The sequence below is a fragment of the Agromyces sp. C10 genome (genome assembly GCF_023217995.1).
Lineage (GTDB): Bacteria > Actinomycetota > Actinomycetes > Actinomycetales > Microbacteriaceae > Agromyces > Agromyces indicus.
In genome coordinates this window covers 41,916-58,432 of the sequence record NZ_JALPSX010000004.1, presented here as the reverse complement: position 1 = coordinate 58,432, position 16,517 = coordinate 41,916, and the positions used below count along the sequence as shown (strand labels likewise).

19 protein-coding genes are annotated in these 16,517 nt (G+C 66.4%); 16 read left to right on the top strand and 3 right to left on the bottom strand.

Features of this window, described 5'->3' with window-relative positions; translation table 11 throughout:
• Positions 1–1,021 precede the first annotated feature (1,021 nt).
• Both M1L56_RS05485 and M1L56_RS05480 read right to left on the bottom strand, forming a co-directional pair.
• Positions 1,022–1,210, bottom strand: a complete 189-nt coding sequence (locus M1L56_RS05485) for a hypothetical protein (protein ID WP_248598477.1) — start codon at positions 1,208–1,210, stop codon at positions 1,022–1,024.
• Positions 1,211–1,275: 65 nt separating this feature from the next.
• A complete protein-coding gene (locus tag M1L56_RS05480) occupies positions 1,276–1,548 on the bottom strand; it encodes a hypothetical protein (RefSeq protein WP_248598476.1) in 273 nt (90 codons plus the stop codon).
• Between the two features lie 214 nt (positions 1,549–1,762).
• Between M1L56_RS05480 and M1L56_RS05475 the strand changes: the two genes are divergently transcribed.
• The 12 genes from M1L56_RS05475 to M1L56_RS05420 all read left to right on the top strand — a co-directional run bounded on the left by M1L56_RS05475 (position 1,763) and on the right by M1L56_RS05420 (position 13,768).
• A complete protein-coding gene (locus M1L56_RS05475; RefSeq protein WP_248598475.1) occupies positions 1,763–4,354 on the top strand; it encodes a class I SAM-dependent DNA methyltransferase in 2,592 nt (863 codons plus the stop codon).
• A 169-nt stretch (positions 4,355–4,523) separates the two neighbouring features.
• Entirely contained in the window at positions 4,524–5,369 is an 846-nt protein-coding gene (locus tag M1L56_RS05470; RefSeq protein WP_248598474.1) for a hypothetical protein, read from the top strand.
• A gap of 554 nt (positions 5,370–5,923) precedes the next feature.
• The gene (locus M1L56_RS05465; RefSeq protein WP_248598473.1) at positions 5,924–6,139 is read left to right on the top strand and encodes a hypothetical protein; all 216 of its coding nucleotides are present in this window, start codon (positions 5,924–5,926) and stop codon (positions 6,137–6,139) included.
• The gene (locus tag M1L56_RS05460) at positions 6,139–8,172 is read left to right on the top strand and encodes an AAA family ATPase (RefSeq protein WP_248598472.1); all 2,034 of its coding nucleotides are present in this window, start codon (positions 6,139–6,141) and stop codon (positions 8,170–8,172) included. The genes M1L56_RS05465 and M1L56_RS05460 overlap by 1 nt, the downstream gene beginning before the upstream one ends.
• 251 nt (positions 8,173–8,423) lie before the next feature.
• Positions 8,424–8,648, top strand: a complete 225-nt coding sequence (locus M1L56_RS05455; RefSeq protein ID WP_248598471.1) for a hypothetical protein — start codon at positions 8,424–8,426, stop codon at positions 8,646–8,648.
• On the top strand, positions 8,645–8,989 hold the full coding sequence (locus M1L56_RS05450) for a hypothetical protein (protein ID WP_248598470.1): 345 nt from the start codon (positions 8,645–8,647) through the stop codon (positions 8,987–8,989). Before M1L56_RS05455 ends, M1L56_RS05450 begins: the two co-directional genes overlap by 4 nt.
• Positions 8,990–9,073: 84 nt before the next feature.
• A complete protein-coding gene (locus M1L56_RS05445; protein WP_248598469.1) occupies positions 9,074–9,409 on the top strand; it encodes a hypothetical protein in 336 nt (111 codons plus the stop codon).
• 70 nt (positions 9,410–9,479) lie between these two features.
• A complete protein-coding gene (locus M1L56_RS05440) occupies positions 9,480–9,851 on the top strand; it encodes a hypothetical protein (RefSeq protein WP_248598468.1) in 372 nt (123 codons plus the stop codon).
• Positions 9,852–10,919: 1,068 nt separating this feature from the next.
• A complete protein-coding gene (locus M1L56_RS05435; RefSeq protein WP_248598467.1) occupies positions 10,920–11,210 on the top strand; it encodes a hypothetical protein in 291 nt (96 codons plus the stop codon).
• Positions 11,207–11,542 carry a hypothetical protein gene (locus tag M1L56_RS05430; RefSeq protein WP_248598466.1) on the top strand — a complete coding sequence of 112 codons (336 nt, stop codon included), beginning with the start codon at positions 11,207–11,209 and terminating at the stop codon, positions 11,540–11,542. The genes M1L56_RS05435 and M1L56_RS05430 overlap by 4 nt, the downstream gene beginning before the upstream one ends.
• Entirely contained in the window at positions 11,539–11,787 is a 249-nt protein-coding gene (locus tag M1L56_RS05425) for a DUF4314 domain-containing protein (RefSeq protein WP_248598465.1), read from the top strand. Before M1L56_RS05430 ends, M1L56_RS05425 begins: the two co-directional genes overlap by 4 nt.
• A gap of 160 nt (positions 11,788–11,947) precedes the next feature.
• Positions 11,948–13,768: a recombinase family protein gene (locus M1L56_RS05420; protein WP_248598464.1), complete on the top strand. Its 1,821-nt coding sequence runs from the start codon at positions 11,948–11,950 to the stop codon at positions 13,766–13,768.
• 23 nt (positions 13,769–13,791) lie between these two features.
• On the opposite strand, the gene M1L56_RS05415 is transcribed toward M1L56_RS05420, so the two are convergent.
• A complete protein-coding gene (locus tag M1L56_RS05415) occupies positions 13,792–14,640 on the bottom strand; it encodes an aldo/keto reductase (protein ID WP_248598463.1) in 849 nt (282 codons plus the stop codon).
• Positions 14,641–14,973: 333 nt separating this feature from the next.
• On the opposite strand from M1L56_RS05415, the gene M1L56_RS05410 reads away from it, so the two are divergent.
• Genes M1L56_RS05410 through M1L56_RS05395 form a run of 4 tightly spaced genes read left to right on the top strand, consistent with a single transcriptional unit; the run spans position 14,974 to position 16,508 of the window.
• Positions 14,974–15,153 carry a hypothetical protein gene (locus M1L56_RS05410; protein ID WP_248598462.1) on the top strand — a complete coding sequence of 60 codons (180 nt, stop codon included), beginning with the start codon at positions 14,974–14,976 and terminating at the stop codon, positions 15,151–15,153.
• Entirely contained in the window at positions 15,150–15,554 is a 405-nt protein-coding gene (locus M1L56_RS05405; RefSeq protein ID WP_248598616.1) for a TadE/TadG family type IV pilus assembly protein, read from the top strand. Before M1L56_RS05410 ends, M1L56_RS05405 begins: the two co-directional genes overlap by 4 nt.
• A 7-nt stretch (positions 15,555–15,561) precedes the next feature.
• The gene (locus tag M1L56_RS05400) at positions 15,562–16,044 is read left to right on the top strand and encodes a hypothetical protein (protein ID WP_248598461.1); all 483 of its coding nucleotides are present in this window, start codon (positions 15,562–15,564) and stop codon (positions 16,042–16,044) included.
• Entirely contained in the window at positions 16,041–16,508 is a 468-nt protein-coding gene (locus tag M1L56_RS05395) for a pilus assembly protein TadG-related protein (protein ID WP_248598460.1), read from the top strand. The genes M1L56_RS05400 and M1L56_RS05395 overlap by 4 nt, the downstream gene beginning before the upstream one ends.
• Positions 16,509–16,517: the final 9 nt, after the last annotated feature.

Sequence of the window (16,517 nt, the reverse complement as noted above, 5' to 3'; positions counted from 1 at the left end):
CATCGGGGGCTTCGTCATGCCCTGTTGGCGGGCATCTCGGTTTCGTCGTGTTCGCTCGGGTTCGCTCGGGTTCGCCGTGTTCTCTGAGTCGCGGACGGCTTTCCGCGCCTCTCCTTTGAATTCTAGTGGCGCGGACCCCCTCGAATACCGTCCAGCCCCCGCGAGGTCAAGGAAGGCTCCACGGAGCGCCGCGCGTGGGCGCTCTCGCCTGCCCCGGCTGGCGGAGTGAACAATCTGGAGCGGCAGAGAGAGGTCGGCCAGGCTCGTCGACTGGGCAACGAACCGCCCCACCTGCGAAGCTGCTTGGATGCCGTGGATTGGCGGAGTCACGGTTCGGCGAGTGTGGCGCTGTCCAAAGTGCGGTGCGGTCGCTGCATCGGCTAGGGCGCGTCTCCTAATCGCCCGACATGTTCGAAGACCATTCATCAGACGTCATCCCAAACGTCTTCGCCGCTGTGCGGTCTCGCCAATCGAGCTCCGTGTGGCTACCGTACCAATCGTGCTGGCGCTGTCGTTCCGTGCGAGTGTCGTCATCCCAACGATTGCTAGGTCCGGTATTTCGGGAACGGTTTGCGTCAACGAACGCGGCTAGAGCCCGCTCATGCTGCGGTCGTCGTTTGCGATCCCAACGATGACTGCCGATGTAAGTTGCCAGCAACCACGCTCCGAGGAGAAGGGGCCCCTCAGCGGCCATCACCAGCATGAGCCACGAGGACTCAAGCAGCACGAATATTGTCACGAGGAAGATAAGCAGAGCCAACAGACCGGCGACTAGGCCCGGAAGGAACGGTCCAAGCCAAGACTCTCCGGCATTCGGCGGCGGGCTCGCGACGTTGGACTTTAGTCGCTCGTACTCCGTTCGCTGCGCTGGAGTAAGTCTCGCCTGATCCTTGAACGAGAGCTCGTATTCCGGCACCGGTCAGCCTCCCGCAAGGTCCGTAGTGGTGACGGGTAGCGTACACCGCGCCGACGCCATCCTGAACGCCGTACTCATATGGATTCCATGACTTGGAGATCCGCCCTAGCGGAAGTCGTAATCCTCGTCCATGCCGCTCGACATGTAGATGTCCTCCGCTTCCCACGGGCTCAGCGCGTCGCTGGCGTCATGGTCATCACCGATGGTGCAGCGGCAAGGTTCCTCGATGTGCTCCTCCCGCCCGTCCGGGTGCAGGAGGTCGTAGGAGCGGATGTGCTTCGGGCCTGTGGGCATGGTGCTGATGCTATCCACTAGACAGAGCTGGCGCCGAGCGGTTTCTAGTCGGCGGGCACGTTCCCCTACAGGTTGTCCTTGAGCCACTTGTTCAGCTCGTCGGAAAGGCCGTAGGTTGCCCACCCCTTGCCGCCGACTCCGAGGACCACCACGTCATCGTTCGCGTCGATGTGCTTCTTGATCCCATCGCGGAGCTCGCCAGCCGTCAGCGAGGTCTTGACGAAGAAGCTGCTCTTGAGCGGCTTCGCCCAGCCGTTGTGAGACTTGAGGTACTCGATAAGCTTCGTGTAGTCCTGACCGGATTTGTTGAGGTCGTAATTCACCCAGTGAACCGCCATGATTGCCTCCTCGGGTTGCTGTACTTGGCAGCTGCACAGTACGCGGAGGCTCAGACATTCGGATGCGCGTGGGTGCGAAAACCCGGCTTCCTGGGCGCGTAAGGCCCGAAATGGCCCCCCGCTGCCGAGTCGCACCAACATCCGGGCCTAGCTGTCGGACGCGGCCCGCGCGACACGCCCGAGGAAGATGTGGTCATCCCCTATCGTTTTCAGAATGGTAGATGGTCTGACTCTCGTATGCCCCGTCCGTGGTCGCCTCAAGGTCACCGGACGGACTGCGGACGGCCTCACCCCTTCAGAGGAACGCTTCCGCGTCGAGGCGATCAAGTACCTGATCGACAAGGGCTACCCTAAGAGCCACTTCGTCATTGAGCCCGTGATCAAGCGCTTCGGTAACGGTGGTCGCAACAGCTTCCGGGCTGACTTCGCAGTCTTGGACGTACCTGCGGCTGAGGTCGGACACACCGCGGACGAGTTGCTTGAGCACGCGGTACTGCTCGCGGAAGTGAAGCGCAGCAATGCCTCTGCCGATGACGCCAAGCAGTACCAGGTGAAGCCGCTGCTCGCGTTCGCGGCACATGACCGCTGCATGGCGGTCTACTGGGACGATGTTGAACGTCGGGTGTTCTGGCAAGCCGTCGAAGATGGTCACCGAGTCGTTCAGGACGGACCGATCGCGAGCCTGCCACCCTTTGGCGGGGAACCCGGCCTCAAGCCGTTGATGATTGCAGACCTGCTGAAGTACGAGACCAGCCTGAAGAGCATCTTCGAACGCATTGAGGACGTTCTTCACGCAGCATCCATCGGGCCGGCTCGCCGCTTCACGATGATGCTCCAGCTGCTTCTGGCGAAGTTGCATGACGAGCACCAGCACGAGATCCACCCGGACCAGCCGCTGGTGATCCAGGACTACCGGTCTCTGGGCGTCGGGGCGAATGCCGCGAAGACCACCTTCAACGAGCTTCTTGCTGCCGCTGCAAAGTACTACGAGCGGCACTTGCCCGAGCCTGTCTCGAAGACCCTCGTGCTGACTGACGATGCCTTCCTCGAAGTGATGTCGATCCTCGCACCGCACCAGATCACGGCAATGCGTCACAGCGTCATCCAAGAGTTCTACATGTACTTCGCCAAGGGACTCTATAAGTGGGACCTGGCACAGTACTTCACCCCGCCTACCGTCACCGACTTCATCGTGGACGTGGTGAACCCTCAATGGGATGAGCAGGTCCGCGACCCCGCGTGTGGCAGTGCGGATTTCCTTACTGCGGCATTCCGTCGAGGTCAGCACTTCCCCGACTACGCGAGCAGAGTGTGGGGGGCTGACGTCTCGGCTGAGGCAGTGCAGGTGGCCGTGCTGAACATGGTGCTCAACGGCGACGGCAAATCGAACATCAAGAAGGAGAACTCGCTCGACTCGGTCAATAGGCAGAAGGACGAATGGGATGTCGTCGTCTGTAATCCGCCGTTCGGAGTGAAGATCAAGGAGCTGTCGCAGACGATCCTGAAAAAGTACGACCTCGGACGGGCCCAGGAGTCCAACGATGACGGCGAGTGGTTCCCGACTCGTCGCGTCCTGGAGTCGCAGGAGACAGGAATCCTCTTTGCCGAGCTGTGCGTCCGTCTGGCTCGCCCAGGGTCCGGTCGAGTCGCGCTGGTCCTTCCGAACGGTTACCTCGGGAACAAGTCTGCCCGATACTTGCAGCTCCGTCAGTGGCTCCTGCGCAACGCGCGGATCGCGGCCATCGTCGCTCTGCCGCGCTTCACGTTCAAGGGATCCGGTGCGGATGTGTCTGCATCCGTCATCTTCCTGGAACGCCGAGAGACTGCACTTGACTCCGTTTTCGAAGTCGAGGAGTACGACATCGCCGTCCAGGTCATTGACCGGGTGGGCTGGTCAACCGGAGACAAGAAGGCAGCACCGACATTTCGACGCGACACCGCTGATGGCACCTTCGTGCTCGATGAGAACTCGGAGATGATCCTCGACAGCGACTTCGGTGCTGTGCTCTCCGGTATCCGCCTCTCGGATGCGAGCCAGGATTTTCCGTGGCTCACCGCAAATGCGCCGGCGGATGAGCAGCACGCGGATCGCGCATGGAGCGTCAGCTCGAAGGTGATTACAGACGATCCGCTATTCACGATGGATGCCAAGCGCCTCAACCAGAAATACCTCGAGGTGGTTGCCGCCATCCGAGGCGTTGAACATGCACGGCTCGGAGACCTCGCTGAGTTCGTAGACGAGGGAGTCGGCGCAGACGGAGAACCCCTCGCGATTTCGAAGAGCAGCGATTACCGCTACGTTGAGCTTCAGAGCGTCGAGTCGGGCTCCTATAGGTCTGAAACGCTGAAAGGCTGGCAGCTCCCCGCCCGCGCTCGTCACGGCGCTTCACCGGGCGACTTCTTTGTGGGTGCGGTCTGGGGCAGCGTCCGGAAGTGGATGCTCGTAGGCCAAGGTTCGGACGACCTCCTCGTGACCAACGGCATGCACCGACTGAGGCTGAAGCCGGAGCACGCCGAACGCGTCGTAGACCTCGTGGCCGCATTCTCAACTGAGGCATACCGAGTTCAGATGCGTGCGCGTGCTCGGGGTAGCGACGGTCTCGCGGAAGTGAGCGCTGACGACGTTGCGGACGTACTCATTCCGCTAGTGACGGATGCAGGCGTACGCACCGAACTCTGGCCCTTCGTGCAGCAATTGATCGGTGGATTCACTTCAGTGGAGCAGAAGGTGGCCGCGCTCGCTGCCGAGAACCGTCTGCCCTCTCCACCGGTTGCCCCTCGCGCCAGCCACGTAATGGTGGTCTAGGCCGTCACAGAACGTACCCGGCTTCCCGTTGGGACGGGCGTCCCTCCTGTGAGCCTGAGAGAATGTGCTCCTGTTTGAGAGACCGCAAGCAACCCGACGCGGTTACGAGTTCGTATTCCGCGGCAGTCGCAACGCCGCCCTGTCGGTGCCGGGGTCTACGCTCCTAGCCATGGTCGATCCGTTCACGGCAGCCGCTGCCAACGAAGTCGCAAAGGCGGGTGGTGGCGTGCTGTCGCGTCTCCTCGGGCCGACTGCCGACGTTATGGGTGCTCAGCTCCACGAGTGGTATACGCGCAAGAACGTGGAACGCGTCGCAAAGCGCGCGGAAGCGAAGGCTAACACCGCCTCCAACGGCGCAGTACCCTCCCGCGTGGCTGCAGAGGTGTTTAGCAAGGCGCAGTGGGCGGACGACGAGTTCGTGGCGGAGTACTTGAGTGGTGTGCTTGCCACCGCCCGCACGCCGGATGGAAAAGATGACCGTGCCGTGACATGGACGGCGCTCGTCGGGCGGCTGTCCGCTGACCAGCTCCGGCTTCACTACGTTCTGTACCGAGCCATTCGCGAGCTGGGGTTGAACGTAGAACATGATGCGATAGTCGAGATCCTCGCGCGGCCGCTCGTCTTCGCGTTCACCGACCTACTCGCCGTGATGGATATTCCGGCCTCACATGAAGGAGCCGTCCGGCTCCTCGATGCTGTCTATGGCCTCCAGGCGGAAGGTCTAATCGCGGACGACCTGGCACACGGCGAGCCCGAGTACCTGGAGAAGATTCGACGCGGCCACACCTTTCCGAAGGCATACGGCAATCTCCTTATCGTCGCGGGTACTACCCGCGGGGCCGCTCTGTTCCTCCAAGCGCACGGGCTGGGCCAGCTTTGGGCAGGTGCGATCGTCCGGCCTGAGCTCGACCTGAGTATCGAGTGGCCAGAGGGCCAGGGTGTGCCACCCGTCACGACTGCAACCCTGTCGGACTATCGGAAGTTGGCGCCCGGGCCGGACACTGCGTTGGGATGATCTAGAACGCTGCTAACGGGGAGACGGCCCGGCGTCCGAGGAGATCGCGGGGAATCGGGCCTAGGGGAGCGCCTGTCTTCCAAGAAGATCCCGCGATGGCGACGCCCAGCGCCGGCGACAAGTCGCCTGGTTACGACGAGGGCCTCGCCGAAAACGAGGCCCAGGCCGAGAACAACAACGGATGGAAAACCACCAACCCCATTTTACCGGGCGACGCGCTCGGGCGGAATGCCCAACCCTCGGGAAGTATGCCCTTGACGGAATGTCAAGGTCGGCTCGCGGCGTGTCGTTATTGTGCGCCACGTATTCGCCGTGCTGGAATGGGTCCCAGAACATCAACAAACCGAGGACCGACGCCATAGTCGGACGAGGCACCGAACCTGGAAGTGCGGGCAACAACGAGCCGCACGTGAACCTGAGCCACTTGAAACGAGGTGGCGAGGACGGAAAGCCGACGAGACGACACCTGGGCCTCTGAGAATCACCGAGTAGCGCGAAGCGTGGCTAGAAGGACTTAAGACCCTCCGGGCGGTCCTGACGACAAATAGGCACCGGTGGACCTGGAATCCACTGTGCCCACCGACGTTTCCTTCACCAGGGCTGAGTTCGACCGGCCCGATTTCGAGCACCTGCTGCGGTTGCTGTTCGCGGAGCCAGCCCCCGAGGGCGACCACACCGACGAGCCTCCGTGCGGCCTGAACGCAGCGTTCGAGCGGATCGACCGACATCTCGCGTGGTTCGACGAAGACGCGCAGGCGGTGGTCGCCTGATGGTGAAGGCACCCGACTACGCCCTGAGCGCGGAGAAACTGGTCGACAATCCGGCGCTGGCCGCCGGTCTCCGGTGGGCGGAGCAGGGATGGCCCGTGTTCCCGCTTCGCCGCAACGACAAGACGCCAGTAATCCCGAGCGCTCACAAGAAGGGCGAGAAGTGTGACGGCCGCTGCGGCCAGTTCGGCCACGGCGTGCTCGACGCCAGCCGGGACCCGGAGGTCATTCGGCGGTTGTTCGCGGCCTACCCGCAGGCGAACATCGGCGGCGCTGCGACCGGCCGTGTGATCTTCGACTTCGACAGCCAGCACGGAGCCGAGCGACTCGACGCCTTCCCGCCGACGAGGGAGCACCTCAGTGGGCGCGGCAACGGCAATGCACATCTGATCTACGGCGTCGGCGGCGAGCTTGCCCGCGCGATCAAGCCGGGGGTCAACGTCCTCGGGAAGGGCATCGACGTCCGAACCGGCGCAGGGTCCTACGTAGTCCTGCCGGGCTCGACGCACCCGGACACCGGCAAGCCGTACACCGTCGTCAACCCCGAAATCCCCGAGCTCGCGCTGACCGATGATGACGTGCGCACGATCTGGGCGGCGTATGGCGCGATCCTGCCGGGGGAGAGGAAGGCACCCGACACCGCCACCGAGCGCCCCTCGCGTGACACGGGAGTGGCGAGCGGTTCGTACGGGCAGTCCGACGCCGTGCGGTTCCTCCTCGATCCTCCCGCGCGTGGTCAGGGCGTCACGAACGACGCGCTCACCAAGGTGGCCGGCTACTACGCCCGTATCTACCGTGAGAGCCGCGACCTCTACGAGTACCACGTCACCCAGTGGCTCGCGGGCGTCGACCCGAACTACGAAGACCAGGCCAAGACGGTCGAATCGATCTGGGACGCAGAGCATTCGAAAGAGGGCGAACGCGCCTGGGCGGTCGCTCAGCGGGTCGAAGCGAAGCTCATCGAGCACGAGGCCAAGGCGCTATTCACCCAGGCGCTCGCGGAGCTTGAGCCTGCGGAGCCGTTCGACGCGGGGTCGCTCGCTGAGATCCTTGCTCGGCCTGACACGACCCGGTTCCGGGTCGAGGGGCTCGTGCTTGCGGAAGGGTTCACCACAGTGGTGGCCGCGCGGAAGACCGGCAAGACGACCTTCAACCTCAACCTCGCAGACTCGCTGCTCTCCGGACGCGACTTCCTCGGTCGATTCCCGGTTCAGCCGGTCGAGGGTCGCATCGCGCTCCTCAACTTCGAGGTCGCGGCGAAGCAGGTCGCGCACTGGGCAAACCTCGTGGGCGTCGACCCTGACCGGTTCGACATCGTGACGCTCCGTGGCCGGCGGAACCCGCTGTTGCACCCGCAGGACCGCGCCGACCTCGCGGCGTACCTGCGAGAGCGCGAGGTCGAGTTTCTGTTCGTGGACCCGCTCAGCCGTGCGTTCTACGGCGACAACGGCAACGACAACACACAGATGCAGCGATTCCTCTCCGACCTCGACACCTTCGCCCGCTCGGAGGTCGGCGCCTCTGACGTGGTGCTGAACGTTCACGCGGGCTGGAACGCGGACCGGTCGCGCGGCGCATCGGCCACGGAGGACCACCCGGACTCGATCATCTGGCTTCGGCCGGGCGACCGGGAGAAGGGCGACAAGTCGACGTACATCGAGGCGAAGGGTCGCGACGTCGACGTCGAGGAAATGCAGCTCGCGTTCGACCCGTCGACATACCGACTAAGCCTGACCGGTGAGGGATCGCGACGTGAGGTGAAGCAGATCCAGAAGCAGGGCGACCTCGAACCGCATCTGCGGCGGATCATCCAGGGACAGCCCGGGATCAACACCAAGGGCGTGACCGAGGCGCTTCGTGCGGCACGCGTGCCATTCCAGAACGGCGACGAGACCAAGACCCTGAACGCGATGTTCAACGGCGGGCAGATCGGCAGGAAGAAAGGCCGCCACAACGCCACGCACTGGTATCCGGCAGGACATTCAGACGCCGAGACGAGAGCGGCTATCACGGGCATCGACGAGGAGGAGTTCTGATGCAGTCTCCCCGAATCTCCCCGACCCCAATCTCCCCAGAATCTCCCCGAGGCGAGAAGCACGGAACGACGGGGTCTCCCCGAGTCCCCCCGAATCTCCCCGCCGGGTTCCGCCGCCAGTCTCCCCGCCCCCCTAAAAGGGGCGGGGAGGCGGGGACATTCCCGGGGGCATCGGGAGAGCAGGCTCAACCCAGCCCGTCTTCTCAACCTCACGCGCGCCAAACCGACCGCGCCCAGCCGAAGGAGTCCGACATGAACGACGACACGATCCCCGCTGGCCTGCCGGACTGGGTCGCCGACAACCTCGCGGAAATCCTGAGCTGGGGGCCAGCGCCAGAAGGCCGAGAGTGCTTCATCCCGGGGTGTCGACGCGACGCCAGCCTCAACGGCCTGTGCACGCCCCACCGCCAGCGAGCTAAGCGCGCGTGGCACCCCTCGCCTTCCGAAGAGAACCGCCGCCGGAGGAGCAAGTCATGAACGACCAGCAGAACGACCCAGAGCGCGCGGGGGTCATCGATTCCTTGCGCGCGCTCGCGCGCGAGGCACAGCCGCCGACCGGCGAGGGCGGGGTTATCGAAGCCTCGCGCGCGGGTGCGCGAGACGACCACGCGGACTGGAGAGCGGACGCCGCCAAGACGGTCGGTCAGCTCGTGGCTGAGGGCGTGGACCGAAAGGAGGCCGCACGCCGGATTCGCTGGGCTCGGCGCACGGCGAGGCGTCACGCGCAGATGGATGCGCTCCTCGAAGGGCTCGACGCCAGGCGCGCCGAGCGCAAGACCTCAGCGGGGCGCACATCCCCGCTGGTGACCGGCGCATGAACGCCTTGCGTAGTCGCGCTCGTGCGCCGCCTCGCGGATGCCAGCCCTCGACAACCCCGATTTCCAACAAGGAGAACGTCCACCATGATCCAGACAATCCTCGACCAGTTCGAAACCGACGAAGAGCGGCAGGCGGCAGAAGACGCCATCCGAAAGAACAATGGTCGCGCATACGCCGAAGCGTGGCAGGCCTATGAGGAGGCGCGGTCGCGCCTCATGCACTCGCTCGTCTACGAGGAGGGTTCCGTGGCCGCGACCGATCGGGTCGCGCACCGCGACCTCACCGGCGAAGAGCGCGCTGACCTGACCGAGCGTCGCATCCGCGGGGCTCAGCTCGCATGGGCCGAGTTCCAGACCGCCGAGCGCGCGTACGTGTTCGCCGTCGACGGGAACATGCCGGTCGAGTTCCGCCAGCCGTAGCTCACCTCGCCAGGGGTCGCTCACCTTCGGCCCCTACACATCCCGACATCGAGCGTCCAAGGAGGACGAAATGCAAACCCTGATCGACAACGCCGACGACCGGCTCATGGAGTGGCTGATCGACGACACGAAGGACGCGAAGCGCGCACCCGAGGTCGCCGCGTGGCTCGTCTGCGGGCCGCTCCCGCTCACCGAGATCATCTCGATGCGGAACGAACGGATGCGCTCCGAGGGAGCGTCCCAGGATCACGCAGACATCTATGCTCCGGCGTCGGTGCTCTACGACCTCGGGCGCGTCGCCGGGCTCGCGGGCCCCGTCGAGTACGTCCACGGAATGCTGTGGCTCAAGGAATCACACCACCAGGTGATCCTCGACTGGATCCGCGCTGAGCAGTTCCGGCGCGCCGGCCTGGTCGACGACAGTCGTCAGGCGGTCGCGTGACTCGTCGCGGCCCTCTCGACGTGGAGAAGCCCGCCGCTCGTCTGTGGCTGGTTGACTCCGCGCGGGACGGCCGCGACGCTCGCGGCCTCGATCAGACTCGGAGGTTTCCAGCCATGATGTCCGTCCCTGCGGCGGCTTCTCCGCTCGTGGCCTCTTCGGGAACCCGGGACGGTCGCACCCTCCTCCGGGCCGTCCCGGGCCCCGAGAGGTCACAGGAGACGGCACGGGAGGTCGGGACGGGCCACTCCCGCCCCGCAGGCCTCGGCCTCAGCACCCGCGAGACCGACAAGCTGATCGCGGAAGTGTTCGCCCGGCACACGCAGGGCGTCGAGGCTGTGGAGGCGTTCGACGACCTCAACCACGCGCTGCTGCTCGCTCGGGAGAAGGGCCAGGAGGTCCCCTGCCTCGGGCCGGGTGCGGAGGCATGGACCGCTAACGACTGGGAGGAGCAGGCGGTCGCCGCCGACCGGTGCCTGGACTGCCCGGCGATGCTGCTGTGCAAGCAGTACGCCGACCTCGCGAAGGTGAACGCGGGCACGTGGGGAGGGGTGACACGCGACCCGGCCAACCCGCGTGCCCTTCGTAGGCGGAACGCATGTCCCAAGGGGCACGACCTCACCCAGCCGGGGGCAGTCAAGATCACTTCGAGGGGGTGGCGGCGCTGTGCCGCCTGCCGCGACGAGTCCGATAGGCGCGCGGAGCGCAGACGCTTGGGTCGCGCAGGGGTGCGGCCCCGACCGCAGGGCGCTACGGGTCCGGCTCCGAAGAGGCGTGACTGTGCGTGTGAGTGCGGCGGCAAGACTCGCGGCGGTCGCTACCTTCCAGGTCATGACGCTCGCCACCTCGCTCGTCTGGCCCGGTACGTGGAGGCCGGCGCGATGGCCCGCGATCGGGCGTGGATGGCGCTGGCAGAATCACCGAATCTCCAGGCAAGACTGCTGGCCCGACTCGGGGAGTGAGCACGAGGAATCCCCGATCACACCGGGAATTGTGCGTAGGCATACGCCTATGTTTGGCTTTTCGTAGAGGTTCGAACAAAGGTTCGAATCCAGACAGGAGATACCCCACATGAACGCCAAGGCCGCCACCGCAAACACCGCCCACGCCTGCCTCTGCGGCTGCGAGCAGGAGATCACCACCAAGGCGCTGTTCAAGCCCGGACACGACGCCCGGCTGGTGTCGAACCTCGTCGCCATCGTCGTCGCCGACAACCTCACCAAGGCTGGCGTGACGAAGCTCGCCAAGGGCCTCCCGTCCGAAGCCCTGCGGGCGAAGTTCGAGCGGGCCGTCGCCCGTGCGACCGCCCCGAAGCCCGAGCCGAAGGCGAAGGCTGACGCGAAGGTCGGGGACGCGGCGTGAACGGCGACACCGAGTCGCTCGGCTGCGCACCGGGCAGCCTGCCGCACCCGGGGATCGACTGTGAACAGCCCGACCAGATCTGGACCCTCCCCGAATACATGTCGTACCTCGTCGCGACTGACGAGCAGTTCGGCCAGGAGTATGAGGCCGAACTGGAGGACGGCAACGTCATCGAGTGGGTCTCGTACCTCACCGCCATCGCCATCCAGCACCTCACCGATCAGAACGTTCGGGTCTGGAACGTCGACAGTCCCACGTTCGTCGCCCGTACTGAGGCCGAGTGGGTCGAACTCCGGCAGGCCCTGATTCACGACTTCGAGGAGGCGGAATGACCAACCGCGAATGGGCTCCCGGGGACCACGTGGTCCTCGTGAGCACCACCGACCCGCACACGCGCCTCGTCCCGGGCGACACCGGGGTGGTCCGTTCGGTGGACGACCTCGGGACCGTGCACGTCGCGTGGGACCCGGACGGGCACATGCTCGGCCTCGTCCCCGGGATCGACGTGTGGCGGAACCTCGGCCCCCAATGGCGCGCCGACAACCAGCAGTTCTTCGAAGTGGAGGGCGACTCGTGACCATGACCAACACGCAGACGAAGCAGTGCCGGAGGTGTGGCCGGGCACTCCCGCTCGACAATTTCGGGCGGGTTCGTGCCGACCGCAACTGGCTCCGCTCGAAGTGCAACGATTGCGCCGCCGAACTCCAGCGTCAGCGGCGCGCGAACCGGGGGAACTCATGAACGCCAAGATTCGAGCGGTCTACTACGCCCGGGTGAGCACCGACGTCCAAGTCGACAACACGTCGCTGCCCGAGCAGCGCGAGATCTGCGAAGCCACGATCAAGGCTCGCGGGTGGGAACTCGTCGGCGAGTACGTGGACGAGGGCCTGTCTGGCACCGACTCCAACCGGCCCGCATGGCGGCAGATGCTCCAGGACGCCCGCGACGGCAAGGTCGATGCGGTGGTCGTCGCCAAGCTCGACCGGTTCGCCCGCAAGGCCGGGGACGCAATCCGCGAGACCGACCGCCTCTCCGATATGGGCGTCGACCTCGTGGTGGTCAAGGAGCAGATCGACATGAGCACTCCGGCGGGTCGCGCCATGCGGACGATGCTGGCCGGGTTCGCCGAGTTCGAGCGCGACACCATCGTCGCCCGCACCGCCGCCGGTCAGCGCGCCAAGGGCCGCGCCGGGGGATGGGCGGGTTCGAAGCCCCCATTCGGCTGGCGGCTCGAAGGGCTCAAGAAGGACGCCCGCCCGGTGCCGGACGAGCGCGAGCGTGAAGTGCTCCGCGCGATGCACCACCTGTTCGTCAAGGAACGACTGAGCACCGCCGAGGTGGCGGAGCGGCTCAACCTCATGGGGCTCCGTCCGCGCCAGGCGGCGGCATGGCAGTACCAGACCGTGCGGCAGACAGCGACAAACCCAACCCTCTGGACGGGCGAAACCGAGTGGGGTGCGGCCACCACCGGCAACTACCGACCGCACCGGAAGGTCACGAAGATGAACCGCGACGGCACGCCGAAGTACGGCGGCACCGTGACGGTGACGCTCGGTGACCCGGTGTTCACGCGGCAGGAGTGGCTCGCCCTCCAGAGGGCGGTGAACCGCAAGGCATCGTGGACTCCCTCGGCACCTCAGCGGCAGATGCTCACCGGTCGGCTGTTCGGGCCGTGCGACTTCGGTAAGCACTACGACGGCGTGGCCACGAAGAGCCGTCCGAACCACTGGTACACGTGTGCCGGGAAGCGCTACCGGTCGAAGGAACAGCCGCGCTGCTCGTGCACTCAGATCAAGGGACCGGCCATCGACGAGGTCGTGTGGGGCGAACTCGCTGCGATGCTCGCGAACCCTGAGCGGCTGGAACGGCTGGCGCGGCAGTGGCTGGAGCTGGACGACGACGCCGACCTCAACGACGACGCCCCCATGGTCGCGGCGCTCCGAAAGCAAGAGTCGAATCTGGAGCGGGCGATGGTCCGGGCGAAGGACCTGTACCTGATGGCGGATGACCCGGAGGAGCACCGCGCGACGATGGAACGCCTGCGCGGCGAACTCGCGGACGTGCGGGAGCGGCTGGAGGCGTTCGCGTCGATGCAGTCGCGGCGGACGGACCACGCCCGGCGAATCACTGACGTGGCGGCACTCGCGGAGCGTGCTCGTGGCCGTCTGGAGAACGCCTCGGCGGCGATGCGGCGGGAGGTCGTGGAACTGCTCGACGTGCGGGTGGTGGTGTCGGACATCGTGGCCGGACGCCCCCAGTCGGTCAGTATCCATGGGGTGCTCGACCCGTCGATGTTCCTGCCCGGGGAGGAGGCCGGACGCAAGCCAGCCGAGCAGGCAGGCTCGTGCCGCTCGTGTTCCTCATCCTGCCGGTCACCATCGCCTTCGCGTTGTTCCCCGGCTACCTCGTCCTCCAGGCGGGCTTCTGATGCACCGCCTCACCACCCGATCGCCGACCGTGGAATGACCCGTGGGTCATCGTGTTCTAGAGGGGGCCTGCAGTTCAGCCCGCAGTTTCGTGAGCGGCGTCGCTCCGCCCGGAGCAGCCGAGCGGGCTGAACAATCCTGCGAATCGATGGCGATCAGAGCACTTCGAGCGGCTTCTTGCTGACGGGCGGGGGGAAGATCATGTCCAGCTGGGCGAGTTCCGCCTCACTGAAGGTGATCTCCATCGCGGCGCGGTTCTCGATCACATGCGCCCGGGTGGATGCCTTCGCGATGGCGCACACGTAGGGGAGCCGCAGCACCCAGGCGATGGCCAGCTGGGCCGTGGTCACACCCTTGAACCTCGCCATGTCCAGCACCGCGGGGTGCTCGAGCAGTCGGCCATGATCGACCGGCGAATACGACATCACCGGGATGCCGAACTCCTCGGCCCAGGGGGTCAGGTCGTACTCCGGTCCGCGCCGGGCCAGGTTGTAGAGGACCTGGTCGGTCTGCACGCGGGCACCGCCCGGGACGGCGACGAGTTCGTCCATGTCGGATGCGTCGAAGTTGCTCACGCCCCAGCAGCCGATGAGGCCGGCCTGTTCCAGTGCCTCGAACGCTTCGACGGTTTCGGCGAGCGGGAACCGGCCCCTCCAGTGCAGCAGGTACATGTCCAGGTGGTCGGTGCCGAGGCGTCGCAGACTGGCCTGGCAGGCCGCCACCGTGCCGCGCAGCGAGGCATTGCCGGGCAGCACCTTGCTCACCACGAAGACCTCGTCCCGATGGCCCGCGATCGCCTCGCCGACGAGCGACTCGGCCGCTCCATCGCCGTACATCTCGGCGGTATCGATCAGCGTCAGGCCGATCTCGATGCCGGTACGCAACGCGGCCAGTTCGGCCCGGCGCCGGTGAGGTGCCTCACCCATGTACCAGGTGCCCATCCCCAACGCGGGGATGTCGGCTCGGTTCGGCAGGGACACGGTGCGGATGGTGGGTGCGGTCATGATGCGTGCTCCCTCGGTGATGGCCGGGTGAGAGTGTGGCTCTTCGAGAGAACCGGCAGACAGACCAGCCGACGTGCCGCACAAGGTAGTCCCCTCGCCGTGAGGCCACCTGTGAGGTTCCAACCCCTCCGCATCGCCCAGCCCGTCCAGCTCCCCGCTCTCGGGCTGCCGGTGGTGGTCGGGCATATGGTGACGCGAATCCTCGGGTTCGGGGTCGCGTCAGCCGTTCCGGTGATCCGCAGCGGGCAACACCGCATCCGGGTGGCCGATTCGGGGTGGTCGGGTTGTGGACAACTTCGCGGGTCCGATCAGCAGGACCGCAAGACTGGGTCAATGACCTTGAAGCCGCGATTCGACCTTCGAGACCTCCTCGAAGATGAGACTGGAGATGTTCCTGGATGGGTGCTCATCACCCTCATGACGGCCGGACTCGTGATCCTCATCTGGGGCCTCGCCGGGCCGGCGCTCAGCGGGGTGTTCGACCAGGCGATCGGACGCGTCACGGGGTTCTGACGTCCCGCGGATTCGCCGCGCGACTCCGCGACGAACGCGGCTCGGCCGTCGCGGAGTTCTCGCTCGTCGGCGTGCTGCTCACCGCGCTCGTGCTCGCGGTGGTGCAGCTCGCCCTCGCCCTCCACGTCCGCAACACCGTGCTGGACGCAGCCGCCGAGGGAGCCCGCTACGCGGCCCTCGCGGGCTCGTCGCCCGCGGCCGGCGTCGAGCGGACCCGGGCGCTCATCGGCGCGGCGATCGCGGCCGACTACGCCCGCGACGTCAGCGCGACGACCACGAACGTCGGCGGCGCGACGGCGATCGCGGTCACCGTCCGCACGACCCTCCCGGTCGTCGGACTCCTCGGACCGGAACGCGCGCTGGAGGTGACGGGCCATGCCCCTGTCGAGACGGTCGACTGAGCCAGGTGTGCCCGTATCGCCCGGTGCATGTTCCGACGCCCTGCGACGGCGGCTGCGGCTGCGCTTCGCCGCCGACGACGGCTCGGCGTCGCTCGAGTTCCTCACGGTCGGCATGATCCTCCTCGTGCCGCTCGTCTACCTCGTGCTCGCGCTCGCCTCCATCCAGGCGGCCGCGCTCGGCGTCGAGGGGGCGGCGAGGCAGGCGGCCCGCATCGCGGTGCTGCAGACAGATGACGGTGGGTCTGCGTCATCCGTCGAGCGCACGGTGCGCGTGGTGCTCGCCGACTACGGGATCGACGCCGGCGCCGCCACCGTCGCCGTCGAGTGCTCCGCGGCGTGCGACGAACCGGGCACCCGCATCACGGTCCGCGTGAGCGCGGCGGTCGCCCTGCCGCTCGTCCCGCAGGCGCTCGCCGGGAGCGCCATCGGCACGGTGCAGCTCGACGGGATCGCGACGCACACGGTCTCCCGCTTCACCGGGCCGTCATGACGCAGACGACGCGCACGCCGCGGCCGGCGACGAGGAGTCGGTTCGCCGACGAGGACGGCTCGACCCTCCTGCTCACCATCTTCTACGGCGTCCTCGCGCTCGCCCTCGTGCTCGTGGTCGTCTCCGCGACCTCGCTGTACCTCGAGCGGAAGCGGCTCTTCACCCTCGCCGACGGTGCGGCGCTGGCCGCCGCCGAGTCGTGGCGGCTGGAGGACGTACGGATCGACGGCGACCGCCTGACGTACGAGCTCGACGACGCGCGCGTCCGCGCCGTGGCATCCGGGTACCTCGGAGACGCCGCCCACTCCTTGCGCGGCCTCGAACTGGTCCGAGCGGGCTCCGCCGACGGCCGAAGCGCGACGGTCACCCTCCGCGCCACCTGGCACGCGCCCATCCACTCCGAGTTCACGCCGCTCACCGTGCCGATCGAGGTCACGGCCGACGCCCGCTCGGTCTTCCACTGACCGCGTGGG